The 17,505-nt window shown below is 71.8% G+C and carries 16 protein-coding genes; 8 read left to right on the top strand and 8 right to left on the bottom strand.

All coding sequences use genetic code 11. The features are described 5' to 3' along the window. Positions 1-13: 13 nt before the first annotated feature. Positions 14-1,267, bottom strand: a complete 1,254-nt coding sequence (locus tag ACWZEH_RS27000; protein WP_456193681.1) for an AAA family ATPase — start codon at positions 1,265-1,267, stop codon at positions 14-16. Between the two features lie 105 nt (positions 1,268-1,372). Further along, the gene (locus ACWZEH_RS26995; protein ID WP_456193680.1) at positions 1,373-1,771 is read right to left on the bottom strand and encodes a cell division protein SepF; all 399 of its coding nucleotides are present in this window, start codon (positions 1,769-1,771) and stop codon (positions 1,373-1,375) included. A gap of 394 nt (positions 1,772-2,165) precedes the next feature. On the opposite strand from ACWZEH_RS26995, the gene ACWZEH_RS26990 reads away from it, so the two are divergent. Together ACWZEH_RS26990 and ACWZEH_RS26985 are read left to right on the top strand one after the other, a co-directional pair. Further along, complete coding sequence (locus ACWZEH_RS26990) at positions 2,166-3,524, top strand: hemolysin family protein (RefSeq protein WP_456193679.1); 1,359 nt, start codon at positions 2,166-2,168, stop codon at positions 3,522-3,524. Further along, positions 3,521-4,540, top strand: a complete 1,020-nt coding sequence (locus tag ACWZEH_RS26985; protein WP_456193678.1) for a hemolysin family protein — start codon at positions 3,521-3,523, stop codon at positions 4,538-4,540. The genes ACWZEH_RS26990 and ACWZEH_RS26985 overlap by 4 nt, the downstream gene beginning before the upstream one ends. A 115-nt stretch (positions 4,541-4,655) precedes the next feature. Here the strand turns inward: ACWZEH_RS26985 and ACWZEH_RS26980 are convergent, their stop codons facing one another. The 5 genes from ACWZEH_RS26980 to ACWZEH_RS26960 form a co-directional block, all read right to left on the bottom strand. After that, positions 4,656-4,838 carry a hypothetical protein gene (locus ACWZEH_RS26980; protein WP_456193677.1) on the bottom strand — a complete coding sequence of 61 codons (183 nt, stop codon included), beginning with the start codon at positions 4,836-4,838 and terminating at the stop codon, positions 4,656-4,658. Positions 4,839-4,860: 22 nt separating this feature from the next. Then, positions 4,861-6,351, bottom strand: coding sequence for a glycoside hydrolase family 3 protein (locus ACWZEH_RS26975; RefSeq protein WP_456193676.1), 1,491 nt, complete (start codon positions 6,349-6,351; stop codon positions 4,861-4,863). Positions 6,352-6,358: 7 nt separating this feature from the next. Further along, positions 6,359-7,189, bottom strand: a complete 831-nt coding sequence (locus tag ACWZEH_RS26970) for a carbohydrate ABC transporter permease (RefSeq protein ID WP_456193675.1) — start codon at positions 7,187-7,189, stop codon at positions 6,359-6,361. Beyond that, on the bottom strand, positions 7,186-8,181 hold the full coding sequence (locus ACWZEH_RS26965) for a carbohydrate ABC transporter permease (RefSeq protein ID WP_456193674.1): 996 nt from the start codon (positions 8,179-8,181) through the stop codon (positions 7,186-7,188). Before ACWZEH_RS26965 ends, ACWZEH_RS26970 begins: the two co-directional genes overlap by 4 nt. A gap of 82 nt (positions 8,182-8,263) precedes the next feature. Next, positions 8,264-9,538, bottom strand: coding sequence for an extracellular solute-binding protein (locus ACWZEH_RS26960; RefSeq protein ID WP_456193673.1), 1,275 nt, complete (start codon positions 9,536-9,538; stop codon positions 8,264-8,266). A 370-nt stretch (positions 9,539-9,908) separates the two neighbouring features. On the opposite strand from ACWZEH_RS26960, the gene ACWZEH_RS26955 reads away from it, so the two are divergent. Further along, entirely contained in the window at positions 9,909-10,673 is a 765-nt protein-coding gene (locus tag ACWZEH_RS26955; protein WP_456193672.1) for a GntR family transcriptional regulator, read from the top strand. A gap of 131 nt (positions 10,674-10,804) precedes the next feature. After that, entirely contained in the window at positions 10,805-11,743 is a 939-nt protein-coding gene (locus ACWZEH_RS26950) for an aldo/keto reductase (RefSeq protein WP_456193671.1), read from the top strand. Between the two features lie 68 nt (positions 11,744-11,811). Here the strand turns inward: ACWZEH_RS26950 and ACWZEH_RS26945 are convergent, their stop codons facing one another. Beyond that, complete coding sequence (locus tag ACWZEH_RS26945; RefSeq protein ID WP_456193670.1) at positions 11,812-12,990, bottom strand: endonuclease/exonuclease/phosphatase family protein; 1,179 nt, start codon at positions 12,988-12,990, stop codon at positions 11,812-11,814. Positions 12,991-13,131: 141 nt separating this feature from the next. Here ACWZEH_RS26945 and ACWZEH_RS26940 point away from each other — a divergent pair, with 141 nt between their 5' ends. From ACWZEH_RS26940 to ACWZEH_RS26925, 4 genes are read left to right on the top strand one after another with little or no spacing between them, the layout of a single operon-like run. Further along, complete coding sequence (locus tag ACWZEH_RS26940; protein WP_456193669.1) at positions 13,132-14,133, top strand: glycosyltransferase family 2 protein; 1,002 nt, start codon at positions 13,132-13,134, stop codon at positions 14,131-14,133. Further along, the gene (locus tag ACWZEH_RS26935; protein ID WP_456193668.1) at positions 14,130-15,098 is read left to right on the top strand and encodes a lysylphosphatidylglycerol synthase domain-containing protein; all 969 of its coding nucleotides are present in this window, start codon (positions 14,130-14,132) and stop codon (positions 15,096-15,098) included. Before ACWZEH_RS26940 ends, ACWZEH_RS26935 begins: the two co-directional genes overlap by 4 nt. Next, entirely contained in the window at positions 15,085-16,485 is a 1,401-nt protein-coding gene (locus ACWZEH_RS26930) for an aspartate aminotransferase family protein (RefSeq protein WP_456193667.1), read from the top strand. Before ACWZEH_RS26935 ends, ACWZEH_RS26930 begins: the two co-directional genes overlap by 14 nt. After that, positions 16,479-17,501, top strand: coding sequence for an NAD-dependent epimerase/dehydratase family protein (locus tag ACWZEH_RS26925; RefSeq protein WP_456193666.1), 1,023 nt, complete (start codon positions 16,479-16,481; stop codon positions 17,499-17,501). The genes ACWZEH_RS26930 and ACWZEH_RS26925 overlap by 7 nt, the downstream gene beginning before the upstream one ends. Positions 17,502-17,505: the final 4 nt, after the last annotated feature.

Here is a 17,505-nt window from a genome sequence, read left to right as displayed (position 1 = left end):
CGGGTCGGGCGTGTCAGTCACGGTCCAGGTGTACCACCGTCACCCCCTCCACCCCCGCGGCCCAGGACGCGTCGCTCACCGTGCCGACCAGCCGGATGTGTCCCCGCTCGCACATCCGCGCCGCGAGCCGCAGCAGTTCCGCGCGCTGGAGCGGGTCCATGCCCCGGTCGAGCCCGTCGGCGAGCACGGTGAGGGTCTGCAGCGCGGCCGGGACCTCACCGGGTGCGTCCACCTCCAGCACGCCGGGCCCGGTGAGCAGCACCAGCGCGAGCGCGACGTACCGCAACTCGCCGTCGCCCAGGCGTCCGAGCGCGGTACGGATTCCGTCGCCCCGGTCGAGCAGGGCGCGGACCAGGCCACCGCCGTACGGCTCGGTGAGCAGGCCGGTGACCGGCCCGGCGCATCCGGCGCGTACGGCGGACACCAGGAGCCCGTACCTGATCGCGCACTCGGTGTGGGTGCGCCACAGCACGTCGGCGAGGTTGCCGCAGCCGCCGAGCAGCCGCCCGGTGCCGGTCGGCACGGGGTCGCGCATGCCGTCGGGCCGGGGATCGCAGGCGAAGACCGAGCGCAGGGCGACCACCATCTGCTCCGCGGCGGCCAGCACCCTGCGTTCGCCGGGCGTCCTGCCGGCGACGCGCAACGGCAGCAGCGCGGTGCCCAGCCGGTCGTCGGGCAGCGGGCCGCGGGTGACCGGGGCGGTCCCGGCGGTGTGCCACGCGGCCTGCACGGTGCGGCGTCCGGGGTCGCGCAGCGCGGACTCCAGCAGGACCACCCCGTCCGCCGTCAGCCGCTCCCCCGCGATCCGCAGCGTGGGTTCGGCCTGGACGGCGACCTCGAGCCGGACCGGGCCCTCGGGGCCGTCGGCGGTGCAGCCGATGCGAAAGCCCCGGCGGTCCTGTGCGTCGGCGCGGGCCCGTTCCGGCACGCACGCGTCCGGTTCGGGGAACGCATCGCCGAGTTCGGCCCCGCCACCGAGCCGGGCGAGCGCCTCGTAGGCCCGCAGGGCGCTGGTCTTGCCGCTGCCGCTGGCCCCGGCCAGCAGGGTGAGGGGTCCGAGCAAAAGCCCGGTGTTGCGGTGCCCGGCGAAGGCGGACAGCAGCAGCTCGGTGATGTGCGGCCGGTCGGGTCGCCGGCGCCCCCGGGCACCGCCCTCCCCCGAGGAGGCCCCGGCGGACGGGACGGAGGGCGGTGGGGAGGACGGGGAGGAAGTGGACAGGGCGGACAGGGCGGACGTGGCCGGCGGCGACCGGTGGGGCAGGGTCATGTGCGGGACGCTAGGGCTCCGGAGCGGGGCGAACCGTTCCGCTTGGGCGCGCTTCCCACGATCGGGCGAAGCGCCCGCCCCGGCCGTTCACTCCCCCGTGCCGGCTCAACCGTTTCCGGGAATCCCCATCCCCTGCATCAGACCGGTCACCTCGGTGTCGGCCGGGGTCAGCAGGAAGACGTTGCGGTCGACGCGGTGCATGCCGCTGCCCAGGCCGAAGACGACGCCGGTGCTGAAGTCCAGTATCCGCTTGGCGACGTCACCCTCCGCACTGGTGAGGTCGAGCAGGACCGGTATCCCGGACATCAGCGTCTCCGCGACGTCGCGGGCGTCCGCGAACACGTTCACCCTCAGGACCACGAGACGGCGCCGCGCCTCGGTCTCGACCTCGGGGGCGGACCGGTGACCCACCGAGGACGGCCAGGCGTCGTGGCCCCGCAACGGAACGACCTGGGCGAGCCCCTCCCACTGTTCGTCGGTGACATCGTGGCTGTTCACCGGCATGCTCCGTCCTGGGTGGTGCTGACTGTCTGCATCGGGTAATTCTTACCCATGGCCACCCGTTCGGCCCAACAGCGACACCCTCCGCCGACCCGGAACGCCCGGGTCCGGCACTTCTGCCCCGGGGGTCGGATCCGGTAGCTTCTACGTTGCTGTAGATACCGACTGTCGACAGCGGCCGGGGACCGGTGCGGTCCGGCCCGGCCCGGGAACATGTCCCCTGTCCGAATCGTTGGATCGCAGACAGATCCAGTCCGGCCGGCCGGCTCATCGGCCACCCGGCACATCCACGAGGAGTCATGCACGTGTCCGCCAGATCGACGGACCCCCCGGGGCACAGTCCCCGACCATCCCGTCACGCAACTGTTGAAATCGGCACCTGGCGGGGTGGTGTTCGATGAGTGCCGTAGAGGCCCTTCTGGGTCTGCTCGCCGTGTTCGTGCTCACCGCCGGTACCGGCTACTTCGTGGCCCAGGAGTTCGCCTACGTCTCCGTGGACCGGCTCGCGCTCGCGCGTGAGGCCGAGGCCGGGGACCGCAGGGCCGCCCGCGCGCTGAAGGTGCTGGAGCGGCTGTCCTTCATGCTGTCGGGCGCCCAGCTCGGCATCACCGTGACCGGTCTGGTCGTCGGTTTCATCGCCGAGCCGTCGGTGTCCGCCCTGCTCAAGCCGGTGCTCTCCGGTCTCGGACTGCCGGACGCGGCCCTGAGCGGTATCTCGGTCGTGCTCGCGTTCGTGCTGGCCACGATCGTCCAGATGGTGCTCGGTGAGCTGGCCCCGAAGAACCTCGCCATCGCCGTGCCCGAGCGGCTGGCGAAGGCGCTGGCCGGCTCGACCCTGGCGTACCTGAAGGTCGTCGGACCGCTGGTGCGGATCTTCGACAACACCGCCTCCAGCCTGCTGCGCCGCATCGGCATCGAGCCGGTCGAGGAGCTGCACCACGGTGCCACGCTGGAGGAACTCGGTCATCTGATCGGCGAGTCCCACGAGAACGGGACGCTGCCCGGGGACAGGGCCACCCTGCTGGACCACGCGCTGGAGTTCTCCGAGCGGACCCTGCACGCGGTGATGGTGCCGCGCGCGGACGCCGTCTTCGTCCGCGGGGAGGCGAGCGCCGACGAGGCGGTCGGCCTGATCGCGGCACACGGCCACTCCAACTACCCCGTGCTCGGTGATCACCCCGACGACGTCGCGGGGGTGCTGGGCGTGCGCGAGCTGATGGCGGTGCCCGCCGACCGGCTGGCCGGCGCGACCGCCGGCCGGGTGGCCAGGCGGCCCCTGCTGCTGCCGGACACGCTTCCGCTGCCGGACGCGGTCGCGCGGATGCGCGAACAGGAGGACGAGTTCGCGGTCGTCCTCGACGAGCACGGCGGCGTGGCCGGCATCGTCACCTACGAGGACATCGCCGAGGAACTGGTCGGTGACATCGCCGACGAGTCCGACAAGGTCTCCGAACTGGCGGTCGCCGACGGCGACGGCTGGCTCGTGGACGCGGGCCGCCGGCTGGACGAGGTGGCCGGGGCGACCGGCGTCCAGCTGCCCGAGGGGGACGACTACGAGACGGTGGCCGGCCTGATCGTGGACCGGCTGGGCCGTTTCCCCACCGTGGGTGACCGGGTCGCCGTCGAGCTGCCCGAGGACGGCCGCGCGGTGATCGACGTACGCACCCTGGACCGGCATGTCGCCGAACGGGTGCGGATCACCCGGATCGAGCCCTCGGTGGAGGACGACATGGAGAAGACGGAGGAGCCCGCATGAGTTTCCCGATGGCTCTCTTCGTGACCGTGCTGCTGCTGGTCGGCAGCGGGTTCTTCGTGGCGGCCGAGTTCGCGCTGGTCGCCGCCAAACGGCACCGCATGGAGAAGGCGGCGTCCGAGGGACGGCGCGGCGCCGGTGCCGCGCTGGCCGGCATGCGCGAGCTGTCGCTCATGCTCGCCGGTGCCCAGCTGGGCATCACGGTGTGCACACTGGGTCTGGGCTCGGTGTCCAAGCCCGCGATCTCGCACGAGCTGGACCCGCTGCTGCACGCCCTGGGTCTGCCCAGCGCGGTCAGCTACGGTGTGGCGTTCGCCATCGCGATGATGCTGGTGGTGTTCCTGCACATGGTGGTCGGCGAGATGGCGCCCAAGTCGTGGGCGATCGCCCACCCGGAGCGTTCCGCGATGCTGCTCGCCCCGTCGTTCCGGGCGGTGGTGAAGGTCGTCCGGCCGCTGATCCACGTGCTGAACGTGGTGAGCAACGCACTGGTGCGGATGTGCCGGGTGAGCCCGCGCGACGAGCTGGCCTCGGTCCACGACCGTGAACAGCTCACCCATCTGGTGGTGGAGTCGGAGCGGCTCGGCCTGATCAGCAAGACGGACTCGCAGCTGCTGACCCGTTCACTGACCGAGCCCGACACCCCGGTCGGCACCCTGCGGATCCCGGCCGAGGAGATCGACTCGGTGGAGGGTGACGCGGGGGTCGACGAGGTGCTGCGGGTGGCCACCGCGTACGACCGGACCCGGCTGCTCGTCCGTGACGGCGGTACCGTCCTCGGCGCGATCCACGCGCGGGACGCGCTGGTCGCCCGTGCCCGGGGCCGTGCCACGAGCGCCCGCGAGCTGGCCCGTCCGGTGCCCGAGCTGACGGACACCACGACGGTCGCCGACGCGATCGACGTACTGCGCCGCCGGCGGAGCACGCTGGCGGTCGTCCGGGACGACTCGGGCCGGCTGACCGGCATGGTCACACTGGACGACCTGCTGGCCCGGCTGATGCTGCCGGCCGGAGGCTGACCGCACACCGGGCGCGAGCGCGAGCACGACAGAGCGCCGGCCGGTCCGCGACACGCGGGCCGGCCGGCGCTCTCGTGTTCGGTTCCCGTCCTCGGTGGGATGGTGGCCGGCACCGTCAGCGCGTGAACCGCGCGCGGTGGAGGCCCTCGTCGGCGGGGCGTGTGCCGCCCGCGAGCGGCGGCGCCGGAGTCCGCGTCCGCGGGGCCACGGAGCGCGGTCCGTCGGCGGCGACGGCGCGGGGTGCCTCCTCGGTGTGGCCGTCGGCCGGGGTGATGCGGGCGCCGCCCACACCGCCCACGGCCGGGGCCTTCCCCCACAGGTCAGCCCGCGACGACCGCCTCGGCCGCCGCGACCCCGCACACGCGCGCCGCCCCGTGCGTGGCGACGTGCAGCGCACCGCGCGGCGCGGACTGCGGCACGCCCATCTCCACGACCACGGTGTCCGGCCCCGCCGCGAGCAGGGTGTCCAGGGCCGTACGCATCCACGCGTGCCGGTGCTCGTCGCGGACCACGGCGACCACGCGCCGGCCGGCCGCGGCCTCGAGTGCCCTCGCTCCGGCGTCGGGACCGGTGAAGGAGCCTGTGGTGGTGCCCGGCAGCAGCCGCTCCAGTTCCGCGCCGACGCCCCAGGGGGTCTCGTCGCCGACGGCGATGTTGGCGGCGGGGTGGAGGGTGGCCACGTACACCGGTCCGGTGACCGGTGCGGCGGGCCCGGTGCGGGTGACGGTCACCGCGCGGCGGGCCGCCGTGAGGCCGATCTCCGGCTCGCGGTCGTCCTCGGATCCCGGGGAGCGCCGCATCCCGGCGGTCCAGTCGGCCAGGGCGCGGACCCGGGCGGCGGCGTCGGCGAGCCGCTCCTCGGGGAGTTCGCCCGAGCGGACGGCGGCGACCAGCGCGTCCGTCAGACCCTGCACCGTGCCTTCGTCGCACAGCCCGCCGCCCACGCAGATCGCGTCGGCGCCGGCCGCGATGGCCAGGACGGCCCCGTGCTCGAGGCCGTAGGTGCCGGAGACGGCGCGCATCTCCATGCCGTCGGTGACGATCAGGCCCTGGTAGCCGAGTTCGCCGCGCAACAGGTCGGTGAGGATGCGGCGGGAGAGGGTGGCGGGGCGGTCCGGGTCGAGGACGGGGACGCGGATGTGGGCGCTCATGACGGCGCGGGTGCCGGCCCCGATCGCGGCCCGGAACGGCTGGAGTTCGCGTTCGTGGAGCGTGGTGGCGTCGAGGTCGATGTGCGGGACGGCGTGGTGGGAGTCGACGCCGGTGTCGCCGTGGCCGGGGAAGTGCTTGGTGCAGGCGGCGACGCCGGTGGACTGCAGGCCCTCGACCCAGGCGGCGGTGTGCCGGGCGACCAGGCCGGTGTCGCCGCCGAAGGAGCGGACGCCGATGACCGGGTTGTCGGGGTTGGCGTTGACGTCGGCGGAGGGAGCCCAGTTGAAGTTGACGCCGCACTCGGCGAGCCGGCGGCCCAGTTCGCGGGCGACGCCGTGGGTGAGGGCGGTGTCGTCGACGGCGCCGAGGGCGTGGTTGCCGGGGAAGGAGGAGCCGGTGCGGACCTCGAGCCGGGTGACGTCGCCGCTCTCCTCGTCGATGGCGACGAGGAGGTCGTCCCGTTCGGCCCGCAACTGCGCGGTGAGGGCGGCGACCTGCTCGGCGGTCGCGACGTTGCGGCCGAAGAGGGCGACGGAGGCGAGCCCCTCGGAGAGCCGGCGGCGCACCCAGTCGGGCGCGGTGGTGCCGGCGAAGCCCGGCTGGAGCACGGCGAGGGCGTCGCGGGTGAGGGTGCCGGTGCCGGTGGTGGATGTCGTCATCGAAGCGTCAGCCCTTCACGGCGCCGTCGGTCAGGCCGCTGACGGCCTTGCGCTGCAGGAAGATGAAGAGGATCAGGATGGGGAGCGCGAACAGGGAGGAGGCGGCCATCGTCGCGCCCCAGTCGTCACCGAAGGCGGTGCGGAACTGCGACAGCCACAGCGGCAGCGTCTGCGACTCGATGCTCTTGTTGAGGATCAGGACGAGGGGGAACTCGTTCCACGCGGTGATGAAGCCGAACAGGGACGTGGCCATGAGGCCGGGCGCCAGCAGGGGGAAGATCACCTTGACGAACGCCTGGGTCCGGGTGCAGCCGTCGACCATGGCCGACTCCTCCAGTTCCTTCGGCACGGCGGCCACGTAGCCGCGCAGGGTGAGGAGCGTGAGGGGCAGCACCATCATCATGTAGAACGCGGTCAGCGGTACCAGGCTGTCGAGCATGTCGCTGTCGCGCACCAGCATGTAGATGGCGATGACCATGACCTCCCAGGGCGCCATCTGGGCGAGCATGAAGGTCACGATGAAGGCGCGCCGCCCCTTGAAGCGCATCCGGGCCAGCGCGAAGGACGCGATCAGCGCGATGACCAACGACAGCAGGACCGCGACGCCGGTGACGGTGACGGAGTTGCGCACCAGCGTCCAGAAGTGGTCGGCGTGCACGGCCCGGTCGAAGTGCGCGAGGGTGACGTCGGTCGGGAACCACACGGGGCTCTCGGAGATGATGTCGCCCTGCGGTTTGAAGGCGGTGGCGAACATCCAGTAGACCGGGAACGCGAATCCCACGAAGAGGACGACGGCGGTCGCGTTGGGCCAGATACGGCCGAAGAGTGAGCGCTTCACAGCTCGTCCTCCTCCTGCTTGGTCACCGCGCGCAGGTAGTACGAGGTGATGACGATCAGCACCAGGATGGTCAGGAACGAGATGGCCGCGCCCATGCCGAAGTGCTGGTTTCCGACACCCTCGACGAAGGCGTAGATCGGCAGGGTCTCGGTGAGCCGGTCCGGGCCGCCCTCGGTGACGGCGAAGATCTGCGGGAACGCCTTGAAGACCCAGATGACCTCGAGGAACGTCGTGGCGTAGAGGAAGGGCCGCAGGAACGGGAAGGTGACCGAGACGAAGCTCTTCCACGCGCCGGCGCCGTCCAGGGACGCGGCCTCGTACAGCTCCCTGGGGATGGTGGTGCCGGCGGCGTACAGGTTGATCGCCACGAACGGGACCGACTGCCAGACGATCAGCAGGGTAATCACCGAGAACGCGGAGAGCTGGGTACCGAGCCAGTTGTGGTCCGCCATGGAGTGCCAGCCGAGCTTGTCCAGCGTCCAGTTGACGACGCCGAAGCGCTGGGCGAAGAGCCACTGGTAGACGGTGGTGGCGGCGATGACGGGCATGGCCCAAGCGAGGACCAGGCCCAGCATGAGCAGCAGCCGCATCCGGCGTCCCAGCCGGGCGAGCAGGAGACCGATGAGGGCGCCGAACCCCATGATCAGCACCACGTTGGCCGCGGTGAAGTAGACGGTGCGCCTGACGACCGCCCAGAACTCCGGGCTTCCCAGGGCCTCCTGGTAGTTGTCGACCCCGTTCCATTCGGTCAGGTGCTGGATGAGCTGCCGTGCGTTCAGGTTCTGGAACGACAGCATGCCGTTCTTCACCAGGGGCCAGCCGAGCAGGATCAGCGTGGCGGTCAGGGCCGGCAGCAGGAGCAGGTAGGGGACTGCGGCCTTCCGGCCGCGTGAGGTCCTGGAACCGCGTGTCCCACGCGGGCCCGAAGGGGCCTCGGCCTTGCGGACATCGGGCTCCCCTGCCGTGTCCGTGCCTCGGGTCTGCACTGGCATGACGTGTCGTCTCTTCCATGGCCGTACGAGCAACACAGCTGATGCCGGGGGTGCCGTGCGACGGCGCCCCCGGCACGAGGCGTCAGCTCTCCTGAGCCAGACGCTTGTTGATCTCGGCTTCGACGCTCTTGGCGGCCTCGGCCGGGGACTTCCCCTTCAGCACCGCCGTCATGTAGGCCTTGATCGGGTTGGGGGTGTTCTCCACCGCGGCCCACTGCGGGATCAGCGGGGTGGTGCCACCGCCGGCGGCGGCCGGGGCCGCGGCCTCCGCGACCGCGTTGCCCTCCAGGCTGGACTCCAGGGACTGCTTGTTCGGGATGACGCCGTTGGCCTTGGCGAGGGCGCCCTCGAACTCGTCGGACAGGGCGATCCTCAGGAACTCCTGGGCCAGTTCCTGCTTCTCGCTGCCGGCGGCGACGGCGAGGTTGGAGCCGCCGAGGAAGACGCCCTCGGGCTTGTCCGCCGTCTCACCGGGAATGGTGAAGTAGCCGAGGTCCTTCTCGATCTTTGGGTTGGCCTTGACGGCGGTCGCCGCCTCCCAGCCCATGCCGATGAACGCGCCGGTTTTCCCCTTGGCGAAGACGTCGGCCTGCTGCGGGGTGGCCTCGTCCTTGTCCTTGGGGGCCTTGGAGAAGGAGGCGTACTTCTGGTAGATCTCCATGGCCGCGGTGACCTTGGGGTCGGCGAGGTTGGAGACGTACGTGTCGCCCTCCTTCTTCACCAGATCGGCGCCCTGGCCGATGATCAGGCCGTCGAAGAAGTACCAGTTCTGGCCGGGCATGTAGATCGGCTCGGCGTCGGTCTTCTCCCCGATGGTCTCGAGGTCCTCGAAGAACTCGTCACGTGTCCTGGGCGTGTCCTTGATGCCGGCCTCGGCCCAGATCGCCTTGTTGTAGATGACGACGCGGTTGGCGAAGTACCACGGAGCGGCGTACTGCTTGCCCTCGAAGACGGAGGACTGGTTGACCGAGTCCGTCCACTCGGCGCCGATCTCCTTCTTCAGGTCCTCCAGTTCGGCAAGGCCCCCGGTCGCCGCGTACGACGGGGTCTGGGTGTTGCCGATCTCGATGACGTCCGGCGGGTCGTTCTCGGAGAGGGCCGTGGTGACCTTCTGCTGGATGCCGTCCCACTTCTGGGTCTCGAACTTCAGCTTCGCGCCGGTCTTCTTCTCGAAGGCGGCCTGCACGTCCTCGCTCCAGTCGGCCGGCGCCGAACCGTCCATCGTCCAGACGACCAGGGTCTGCCCCTCGAAGCCGTCCGCCCCGGTGTTCTTCCCGTCGCCGTCGTCTCCCCCGCACGCAGCGACGGAGAACAACATGCCCGCGACCCCGATCGCGGCTATCAGCTTGCGCTTCACGCGCCACCCCTCCTCAGGAATGCCTTCCACACCCACGCCCTCGGCGGTGACCCTCGCAGCGGCGCAGCACTCGGCGGGCTGGGACCCGGCTTCCATAAATGGTTTAGACCAGCAAGGGGGAGCTTGGCCTAGACCTATGGCCCTGTCAAGGGTCGCGCGACCGATCCCCCAAGCCGTTACCGGCACCCGTCCAGGGGCCCGGAACTCCCCCCAAACAGGGATGTGTCGAAGGTTGGACTAGACCAAAAGAAGACGTGCGGTTATAACGGGACCGCCGAGCGTGCGGCGCCGAACCCGGCCGTCCGCCGGCGTGCACCGCGGCCGGCGCCCGCCGTCCGCGCCGCCGGACCCCGCACCCGGAAGGCAGGTCATGAGCACGGACCTCAGCAGCGCCCAGGCCGAGACGGGGGCACCGGACCCCACCGGCCGCGTCCCGAAGTACTACCGCATCAAGCAGCGCTTACTGGGGATGACCGAGGCGCGCCCACCGGGCTCCCCGATGCCGGCCGAGCGCTTCCTCGCCCTCGAGTTCCGCACCTCGCGCACCACCGTGCGCAAGGCCCTCCAGGAGCTGGTGAGCGAGGGCCGGCTGGTCCGCATCCAGGGCAAGGGAACCTTCGTCGCCCGCCCCAAGATCTACCGGACCCTCCAGCTGACCTCGTACACCGAGGACATGCGCAACCAGGGACTCACCCCCGCCTCCAAGGTCCTGGAGATCGACTACATGGCGGCCGGTGAGGAACTGGCGGCGCTGCTCGAGGTGGAGCGGGGCGAGAAGGTGCTGCGCCTCGAGCGGCTGCGACTGGCCGGGGGCGAGCCGATGGCGATCGAGGCGACCCACCTGTCGGCGCGCCGCTTTCCCGGCCTGCGCCGGCACCTGGCCCGCCGCACCTCGCTCTACACCACGCTCACCGAGGTCTACGGCGTACGCCTGGCGGAGGCCGACGAGACCATCGAGACCTCCCCCGCCACCCCGCGGGAGGCCGGACTGCTCCACACGGACGTGGGCCTGCCGATGCTGCGGCTGTCCCGCCACTCACGGGACGAGCAGGGAACCCCGGTCGAGTGGGTCCGCGCGGTGTACCGCGGCTCGCGCTACCGGTTCACGGCGACGCTGTCCCGCCCGGCGCCCTGATCCCCTCCGGCACCCCGACGCCCTCCACCCCCGACACCACCGGATCCGAAGGGGAATTGGTCTGGACCTTTACGCGGTCCGGACGGTATACACGGATGGTCCATCCGGCTTCCACCCCAAGGACCCACCACATGGCCATTCGGCAACGCACCATCGCTCTCGGCACGTTGGGCTTCGGCACGAGCGTCGACGAGGAGACGTCGTTCCGGATCCTCGACCGTTTCACCGAACTGGGCGGCACCGTCCTGGACACGGCCGACAACTACGCGTTCTGGGTCGACGGCGCGAACGGCGACGAGAGCGAACTCGTCATCGGCGCCTGGCTCAAGAGCCGCGGGACACGCGACCGCGTGACGATCGGGACCAAAGCGGGCGCCCGGCCCACCGTCCCCGGCGCGGGTCTGGAGTCCGCCGAGGGGCTGTCGGAGAAGGCGGTCAGGTCGGCGCTGGAGGGCAGTCTGCGCCGGCTGGGCACCGACCGCGTCGACGTGTACTGGGCCCACATCGAGGACCGGTCCGTCCCCCTGGCCGAAACCGTGCACGCCCTCGCGGACCTCGTCGACGAGGGCAGGGTGGGCGAGCTGGGCGTGAGCAACCACGCGGTCTGGCGCGCGGAGCGGGCCCGCGCCCTGGCCGGGGACCGGCCGCGTTGCACCCACCTCCAGTACCGGTACTCGTATCTGCAGCCCCGCCTCGACATGCCGCTGCCGTCGTCCGCGCACGTGCACGCCACCTCCGAACTGCTCGACTACGCACGCAGCGAACCGGACCTGCGCCTGTGGGCGTACAGCCCGCTGCTGTCCGGCGGCTACACCCGCGAGGACGTGGAGATCCCGGCCGCGTACGACCACCCGGGCACACCGCCCCGGCTGACGGCGCTCCGCGAGGTGGCCGGCGAGACGGGGGCGACCGTGAACCAGGTGGTCCTGGCCTGGCTGCTCGACCACACCCCCCGGATCCTGCCGATCGTCGGGGTCAGCCGGGTCGCACAGGCCGAGGAGGCCATGGCGGCGCTCGACCTGACCCTGAGCGCGGAGCAGCGCGACCGGCTGGACCGGGCCGGCCGGTGACACCCGGCCGCCGGCGGTGAGAGGCCGCCGGCCGTGAGCGGTGCCCGGCACACGCCGGGCACCGCCCTTCAGCCGGGCAGTGACACCGTCAGGCGCTGCGCCTGGTGGTCGGAGAGTCCGCGCGGGTCGTCGAAGTCGTAACGGTGCACCTCGAGCAGGTCGTCGGTGAACGCCCAGTCGAGCCGCCACAGGCCCGCCCCGTCACTGTTCCAGGTGCCGGGCAGGACCGTCGCGGACGCGGGCAGCGCGTCCCGGAGGACGTTCCGTATCCCGTCCAGGTCACGCATGGCCGGTGTGGTGTTGAAGTCGCCCGCGACGAACACCGGGTGGGGGTTGTCCGACACGTCCCGGAGCAGGGCCTCGTAGTGGCCCCGCCGTGCGGCGTCACGGGAGCGGATCTCACCGTAGAAGCCGCCGCTCAGCACGCTGCGCTCGATGTCGAGCTGGACCGGGATGTGCACGTTGTAGAACGAGACCGGCCGGCCGCGCACATCGAGGTCCGTACGCAGCACCTTGCCCTGCTCGAACTCCTCCCGCCAGGAGGCGCCGTGCTCCGCGCCCCGGCCCTGTCCGACCGGCGTACGGGACACCACCGGGAAACGCGAGAGGGTGACCTGCTCCCCCAGCACCTCCACGTGATAGCCGGGGAACTCCCTGCGGACACGGTCCAGTTCGTCGATCGGCGCGGGCCGCCCGTCGACCCACGCCAGGTACTCCTGCAGCAGGTAGACGTCGGCCCGCTGCGCCTTGAGATAACGGTAGAAGGCGTCGGGCTCGTCCGTGGTGTCCCAGTACTCGGTGTTCCACGAGACCACCTTCACCGCGTCCGCTGGTGCCCGGCCGGGGCCCCCGCCGGGCACCAGTGCGGCCCAGTTGACGCCGGAGCGGGTGAGCCCCGAGAGCAGCAGCAGCGCGAGCACGACCGTCAGCGGCCGGCGCACCCGGCGCGCGGCCGCCGGCCCGGCGAGCGCCAGCAGGACCAGCGGCACGGCGACGAAGCAGACCGGCGGCACGAGGTCGGGAATCAGCCACACCCACCAGCGGCCGCCGAGCAGGAGATTGAGTGCCGAGTACAGCGCCCACAGCGCGGTGAGGCAGACCAGCGCCCCCGAGGCGGCGGCCCGTCCCCGGCCGGAGCGCGGCGGGCCTGGGCGCGGCGGGCCTGGTGGGGTGTCGCAGGTGGCGGGCCCCGGAGTCCCGGTGGGGGCTGAAGCGGCAGGTCGCAAGGGGTCGGCGTGGGCCGTCATACGTCCTCGGGCGTGCGATCGTACGGGTCTTGGACGAACACGCGGCCGAACACTAGCAGCGTCCCGGCGGCGTTCCGGGTGGCTCCCGGACAATACCGATCCGATACCGGTCCGATACGCAGAGCGATCAACACTGGCCGCATGCCGCACTCCGTATCGGTCGTGATCCCCGCCCACAACGCCTCCCGTACCCTCGCCGCCTGCCTGGACTCCGTCCACGCCCAGACCTGGCCGATCCACGAGGTGATCGTGGTGGACGACGGCAGCACGGACCGGACGGGCGAGATCGCCCGGAGCCGTCCGTGCACGGTGGTCCGGCTGGAGCCCAACCGGGGTGTCTCGGCGGCACGCAACACCGGTGTCGCGGCGGCCACCGGGGACATCGTCTTCTTCCTCGACTCCGACGAGGCGCTCACCCCCGACTCGGTGGCGGCCGCCGTGGAGATCCTGGCCGCGGACCCGGAATGCGGCTGCGTGCACGGCGTGATCGCCCCCGCGCCGCTCTTCGACGACGGCCCGGTCGAGTGGTACAAGGTGCTGCACGCCCACTGGTGGCGGGCCCGCGGGGTGGGCGAGGTGGAGACGGCGTTCTTCGCCCAGGCAGCCGTGCCCCGGCGGGTGTTCGAGGTCGTGGGCGGGTTCGACGAGCGGCTGCGGGACTCGGAGGACCTGGAGTTCAGCGACCGGCTGGCTCCGCACTTCAGGATCGTGCTCACCGACCGGATCGTCGCCCGGCACGACGAGGAGCACGAACTGGGCGCGCTGCTCGCCGAGACGTTCCGGCGGGCCCGGCTGCTGGTTCCCGCGCTGCGGTCGGCGCGGCGCGGCGGGCGCCGGAACCTGACCGCCAACAGCCCCGCCTCCGTCGCCGCCGCGGCCCTGTTCTTCCTGACGCTGCCGCTGGCCCCGCTGTGGCCGCCGGCTCCCGCGGCGGGACTGGCCGCGTTCTGCGTCGCCAACCTCGGGCTGCTGCGGTTCACCGCCCGGCAACGGGGCGCCCGGTTCGTACCGTTCTTCGTCGCGGTCCACCTGGCGGCCCACGGCGCCCTGCTGAGCGGCGCCGCGCTCGGCGCCCTGCACGCACCCGGCGAAAGGACCCCGGTGCACAGCGGGGCCGGCACACGCCCGGAGCCGGGGCGGTGAGGCGTCTGCTGCGCAGGCTGCTGACCCCGGCCGTCGTACTGACCGCGCTGGTCTTCGTCGGCCTCGCGCTGCGCGAGGACGGCCCCGAGGCGGTGCGCGCGCTGGCCCGGCCGGACGCCGTGCCCCTGCTGGTCGCGGCGGTGCTCACCAACGTCGCGGGCCTGGTGCTCGCCGTGCACGCCTGGCGGGTCCTCATCCCCGGCGACCACGGAGTGCGGGGTCTGTACGCGGCGAAGGTCTACTTCCTGGGCCAGCTCAGCAAGTACATCCCCGGACGTGTCTGGGGCGTGCTCACCCACGTGGCGCACGGCCGCGCGGCCGGGGTTCCCGCTGCGCAGATGACCTCGGCGTACGTGCTGAGCCTCGGTCTGACCCTGCTGACCGGGACGGGGGTGGCCCTGCTCGCCGCGCCCGCCGCGATGCCCGGGAACTGGCTGTGGCTGCTGCTGCCGGCCCTGGCCCTGGTGTCCTGCGTGCTGCGGCCCGCGCTGATCACCCGGCCGCTGACGGCCCTGGCCTCGAGGTTCCGCGGGCCGGTGGAGGCGCCCGGGGACGGCACGGTCCGCCGGGCGATGCTGCTGGCCGTCGCGTCCTGGCTGGTCTCCGGCGTGCACCTGTGGTTCGTGGTCCTCGCCCTGGGCGCGCCGGTGTGGCCCAGCCTGGGCACGGCGGTGGGTGCCTTCGCCCTGGCCACGGTGGTCAGCAGCCTGGCCCTGATCGTGCCGGACGGGTGGGGCGTGCGCGAGCTCACCATCACCGCCGCGCTGGCCACCGTACTGCCCGGGGGCACCGCGGTGACCGCCGCCCTGGCCAGCCGTCTCGTCTGTGTCCTGGCCGAACTGGGCAGTTCGGCCGTCGTTCTCGCCTGGGCCCGGTTCCGGGGCACCCCCGCGCTTTTGACGAGCGCGCGGCCCGCGTGCCCGCAGTCCGTGAATTCGATGGGAGAAACCCGTGTACACCCTTGAAGACGCCGAACGGCTCCCGGTCGACGAGGTGCATGACCTCTACCGGCGGTACGTGAACAAGAGCCAGGTCTCCCTGATGACCTCGTTCGGCTTCGGCCGTGAACTGGTCGACCACGCCGAGGGCGCTTACCTGACGCTGAAGGACGGACGCCGTGTCCTCGACATGACCGGGGGCGTCGGCGTCCTCAACCACGGTCACAATCACCCCCGGATCCTGGCCGCGCGTGAACGGTTCGCCAAGGGCCGGCGGATGGAGGTCCACAAGACGTACTTCTCCCCCTACCTGGCGGCACTCGGCCGCAATCTGGCCGAGGTGCTGCCCGGCGACCTCGACATGTCGTTCCTGCCCAACTCGGGCGCCGAGGCGGTGGAGGGAGCGGTCAAGCTCGCGTACAAGTACCACGCCGGCAAGCGGCACACGGTCCTGCGCGCGGACTGCGCCTTCCACGGCAAACTGCTCGGCTCGGGCGGGCTGACCGGCCAGAACCAGTTCGACTTCCCGACGATCCCCGGCGTCGACACCTTCCGGTACGGCGACCTGGACTCGGTGCGCGAGGCGGTCGGCCGCCACCCGAGGGACGTCTACGCGATCCTGATCGAGCCGTTCAGCGCCTCCACCGTCCAGTGGTGCTCCGAGCAGTTCCTCCGCGGGCTGCGGGAGTTGTGCACCCGGCACGACATCGTGCTGATCTTCGACGAGATCTACACGGGGTGGGGCAAGACGGGCAGCATGTTCTACTTCATGCGCTACCCGGGACTGATCCCGGACGTGGTCACCACGTCGAAGTCCTTCGGCGGCGGCAAGTCGTCCATCTCCGCCTACGTCGCCCGTGAACCGGTCTTCCGCAAGGCCTACGACAATCTCGGCGACTCCCTGCTCAACTCGACGTCCACCACCTACTACGGGTTCGGCGAGGAATGCGCCACCGCCCTGGAGGCCGTCAACATCGCGGTGGAGGACGACTATCCGGCGCGTGCGCGCGCCCTGGAGGCCGTCCTGGAGCCGGGGCTGGCCCGGCTCGCCAAGGAGTATCCCGACGCGATCGGCAGGGTGGCGGGCGCCGGTGCGCTGTGGGGCGTCTTCGTCGACGGCGGCCCCAAGGTGCTCGACCTGGTGTCGAAACTGGCGCCCGGCGGCATGGCCAGGGACCCGCGGTTCAGGACCAAACTGGTGACCTGCGCGGTGATCAACGCGCTCTACGAGGACCACGGCATCTTCGCCTACTACACCCTCAACGGACTCAATCCGCTGGTTCTCGGGCCGTCGCTGGTCACCGAGCCCGACGAGGCGGAGCGCACGGTGGACGCGCTCGGTGCCGTGCTCGACCGGGGCCTGGGCCGGCTGGTGGCCCGTTTCGTCAAGCAGAAGGTGAGCTCGCAGTGGTGATCGCCATCACCGGCGCGGCCGGCATGCTCGGTGGCCGGCTCGCCGAACGTCTGACGGCCGACGGCCGGCAGGTACGCGGTGTGGACCTGCGTCCCGGCCCCGGGGTGGAGTACGTCGGGGACATCCGCGACCGGGACCTCATGCGCCGTGCCCTGGACGGCGTGGACGTCCTGGTGCACGCGGCCGCCGCCCTGCCCAGTTACCCGGACGAGCAGATACGGTCCATCATCGTCGGCGGTACCAAGAACGTGTTCGCCGCCGCGAAGTCGGCCGGTGTCCCCCGGGTGGTGCACGTCTCCTCCACCGCCGTGTACGGGCTGCCGCGGACCGTACCGACGACGGAGGACCATCCGCGCGAGCCGGTGGACACCTACAGCCGGGCCAAGACCGCCGCCGAGGAGGTGGCCGAGCGGTACCGCGCGGACGGGATGTGCGTACCGATCCTGCGGCCCAAGACCTTCGTCGGGCCGGGCCGCATGGGCCTGTTCTCGATGCTCTTCGAATGGGCGGAGGAGGGACGCAACTTCCCCGTCCTCGGCAAGGGCGACGTACGCATCCAGATGTTCGCGATCGACGACCTGGTCGACGCGGTGGTCACCGTGCTCACCGCCGACGAGGAGATCGCCGACGACACCTACAACCTCGCCGCCGCCGAGTTCGGCACGATCCGCGAGGACTTCCAGGCCGTCCTGGACGCGGCGGGCCACGGCGGACGTGTGGTCGGACTGCCGGCCCGCCCGGCGCTCGGGGTGCTCGGGGCCCTGCAGCGGGTGCGGCTCTCACCGGTGTACGGACGCCTGCTGCACAAGCTGATGGCGGACTCCTACGTCAGCATCGACAAGGCCGCCGAGCGGCTCGGGTTCACCCCGAAGTACTCCAACCGGGAGGCCGTACTGCTGACGTACGAGTGGTGGCGCACCGCCCGGCACACCTCGCCCGTCGGCGGGGCCACCGGCCGCACCAGCCGCGATCCGTGGCGTCAGGGTCTGCTGTCCGCGGCCAAAGTCTTCTTCTGAGGAG

The sequence above is a fragment of the Streptomyces yamdrokensis genome, from assembly GCF_053890455.1.
The sequence above is the reverse complement of the archived record's forward strand: the minus strand, read 5'-3'. Positions and strand labels throughout refer to the sequence as shown.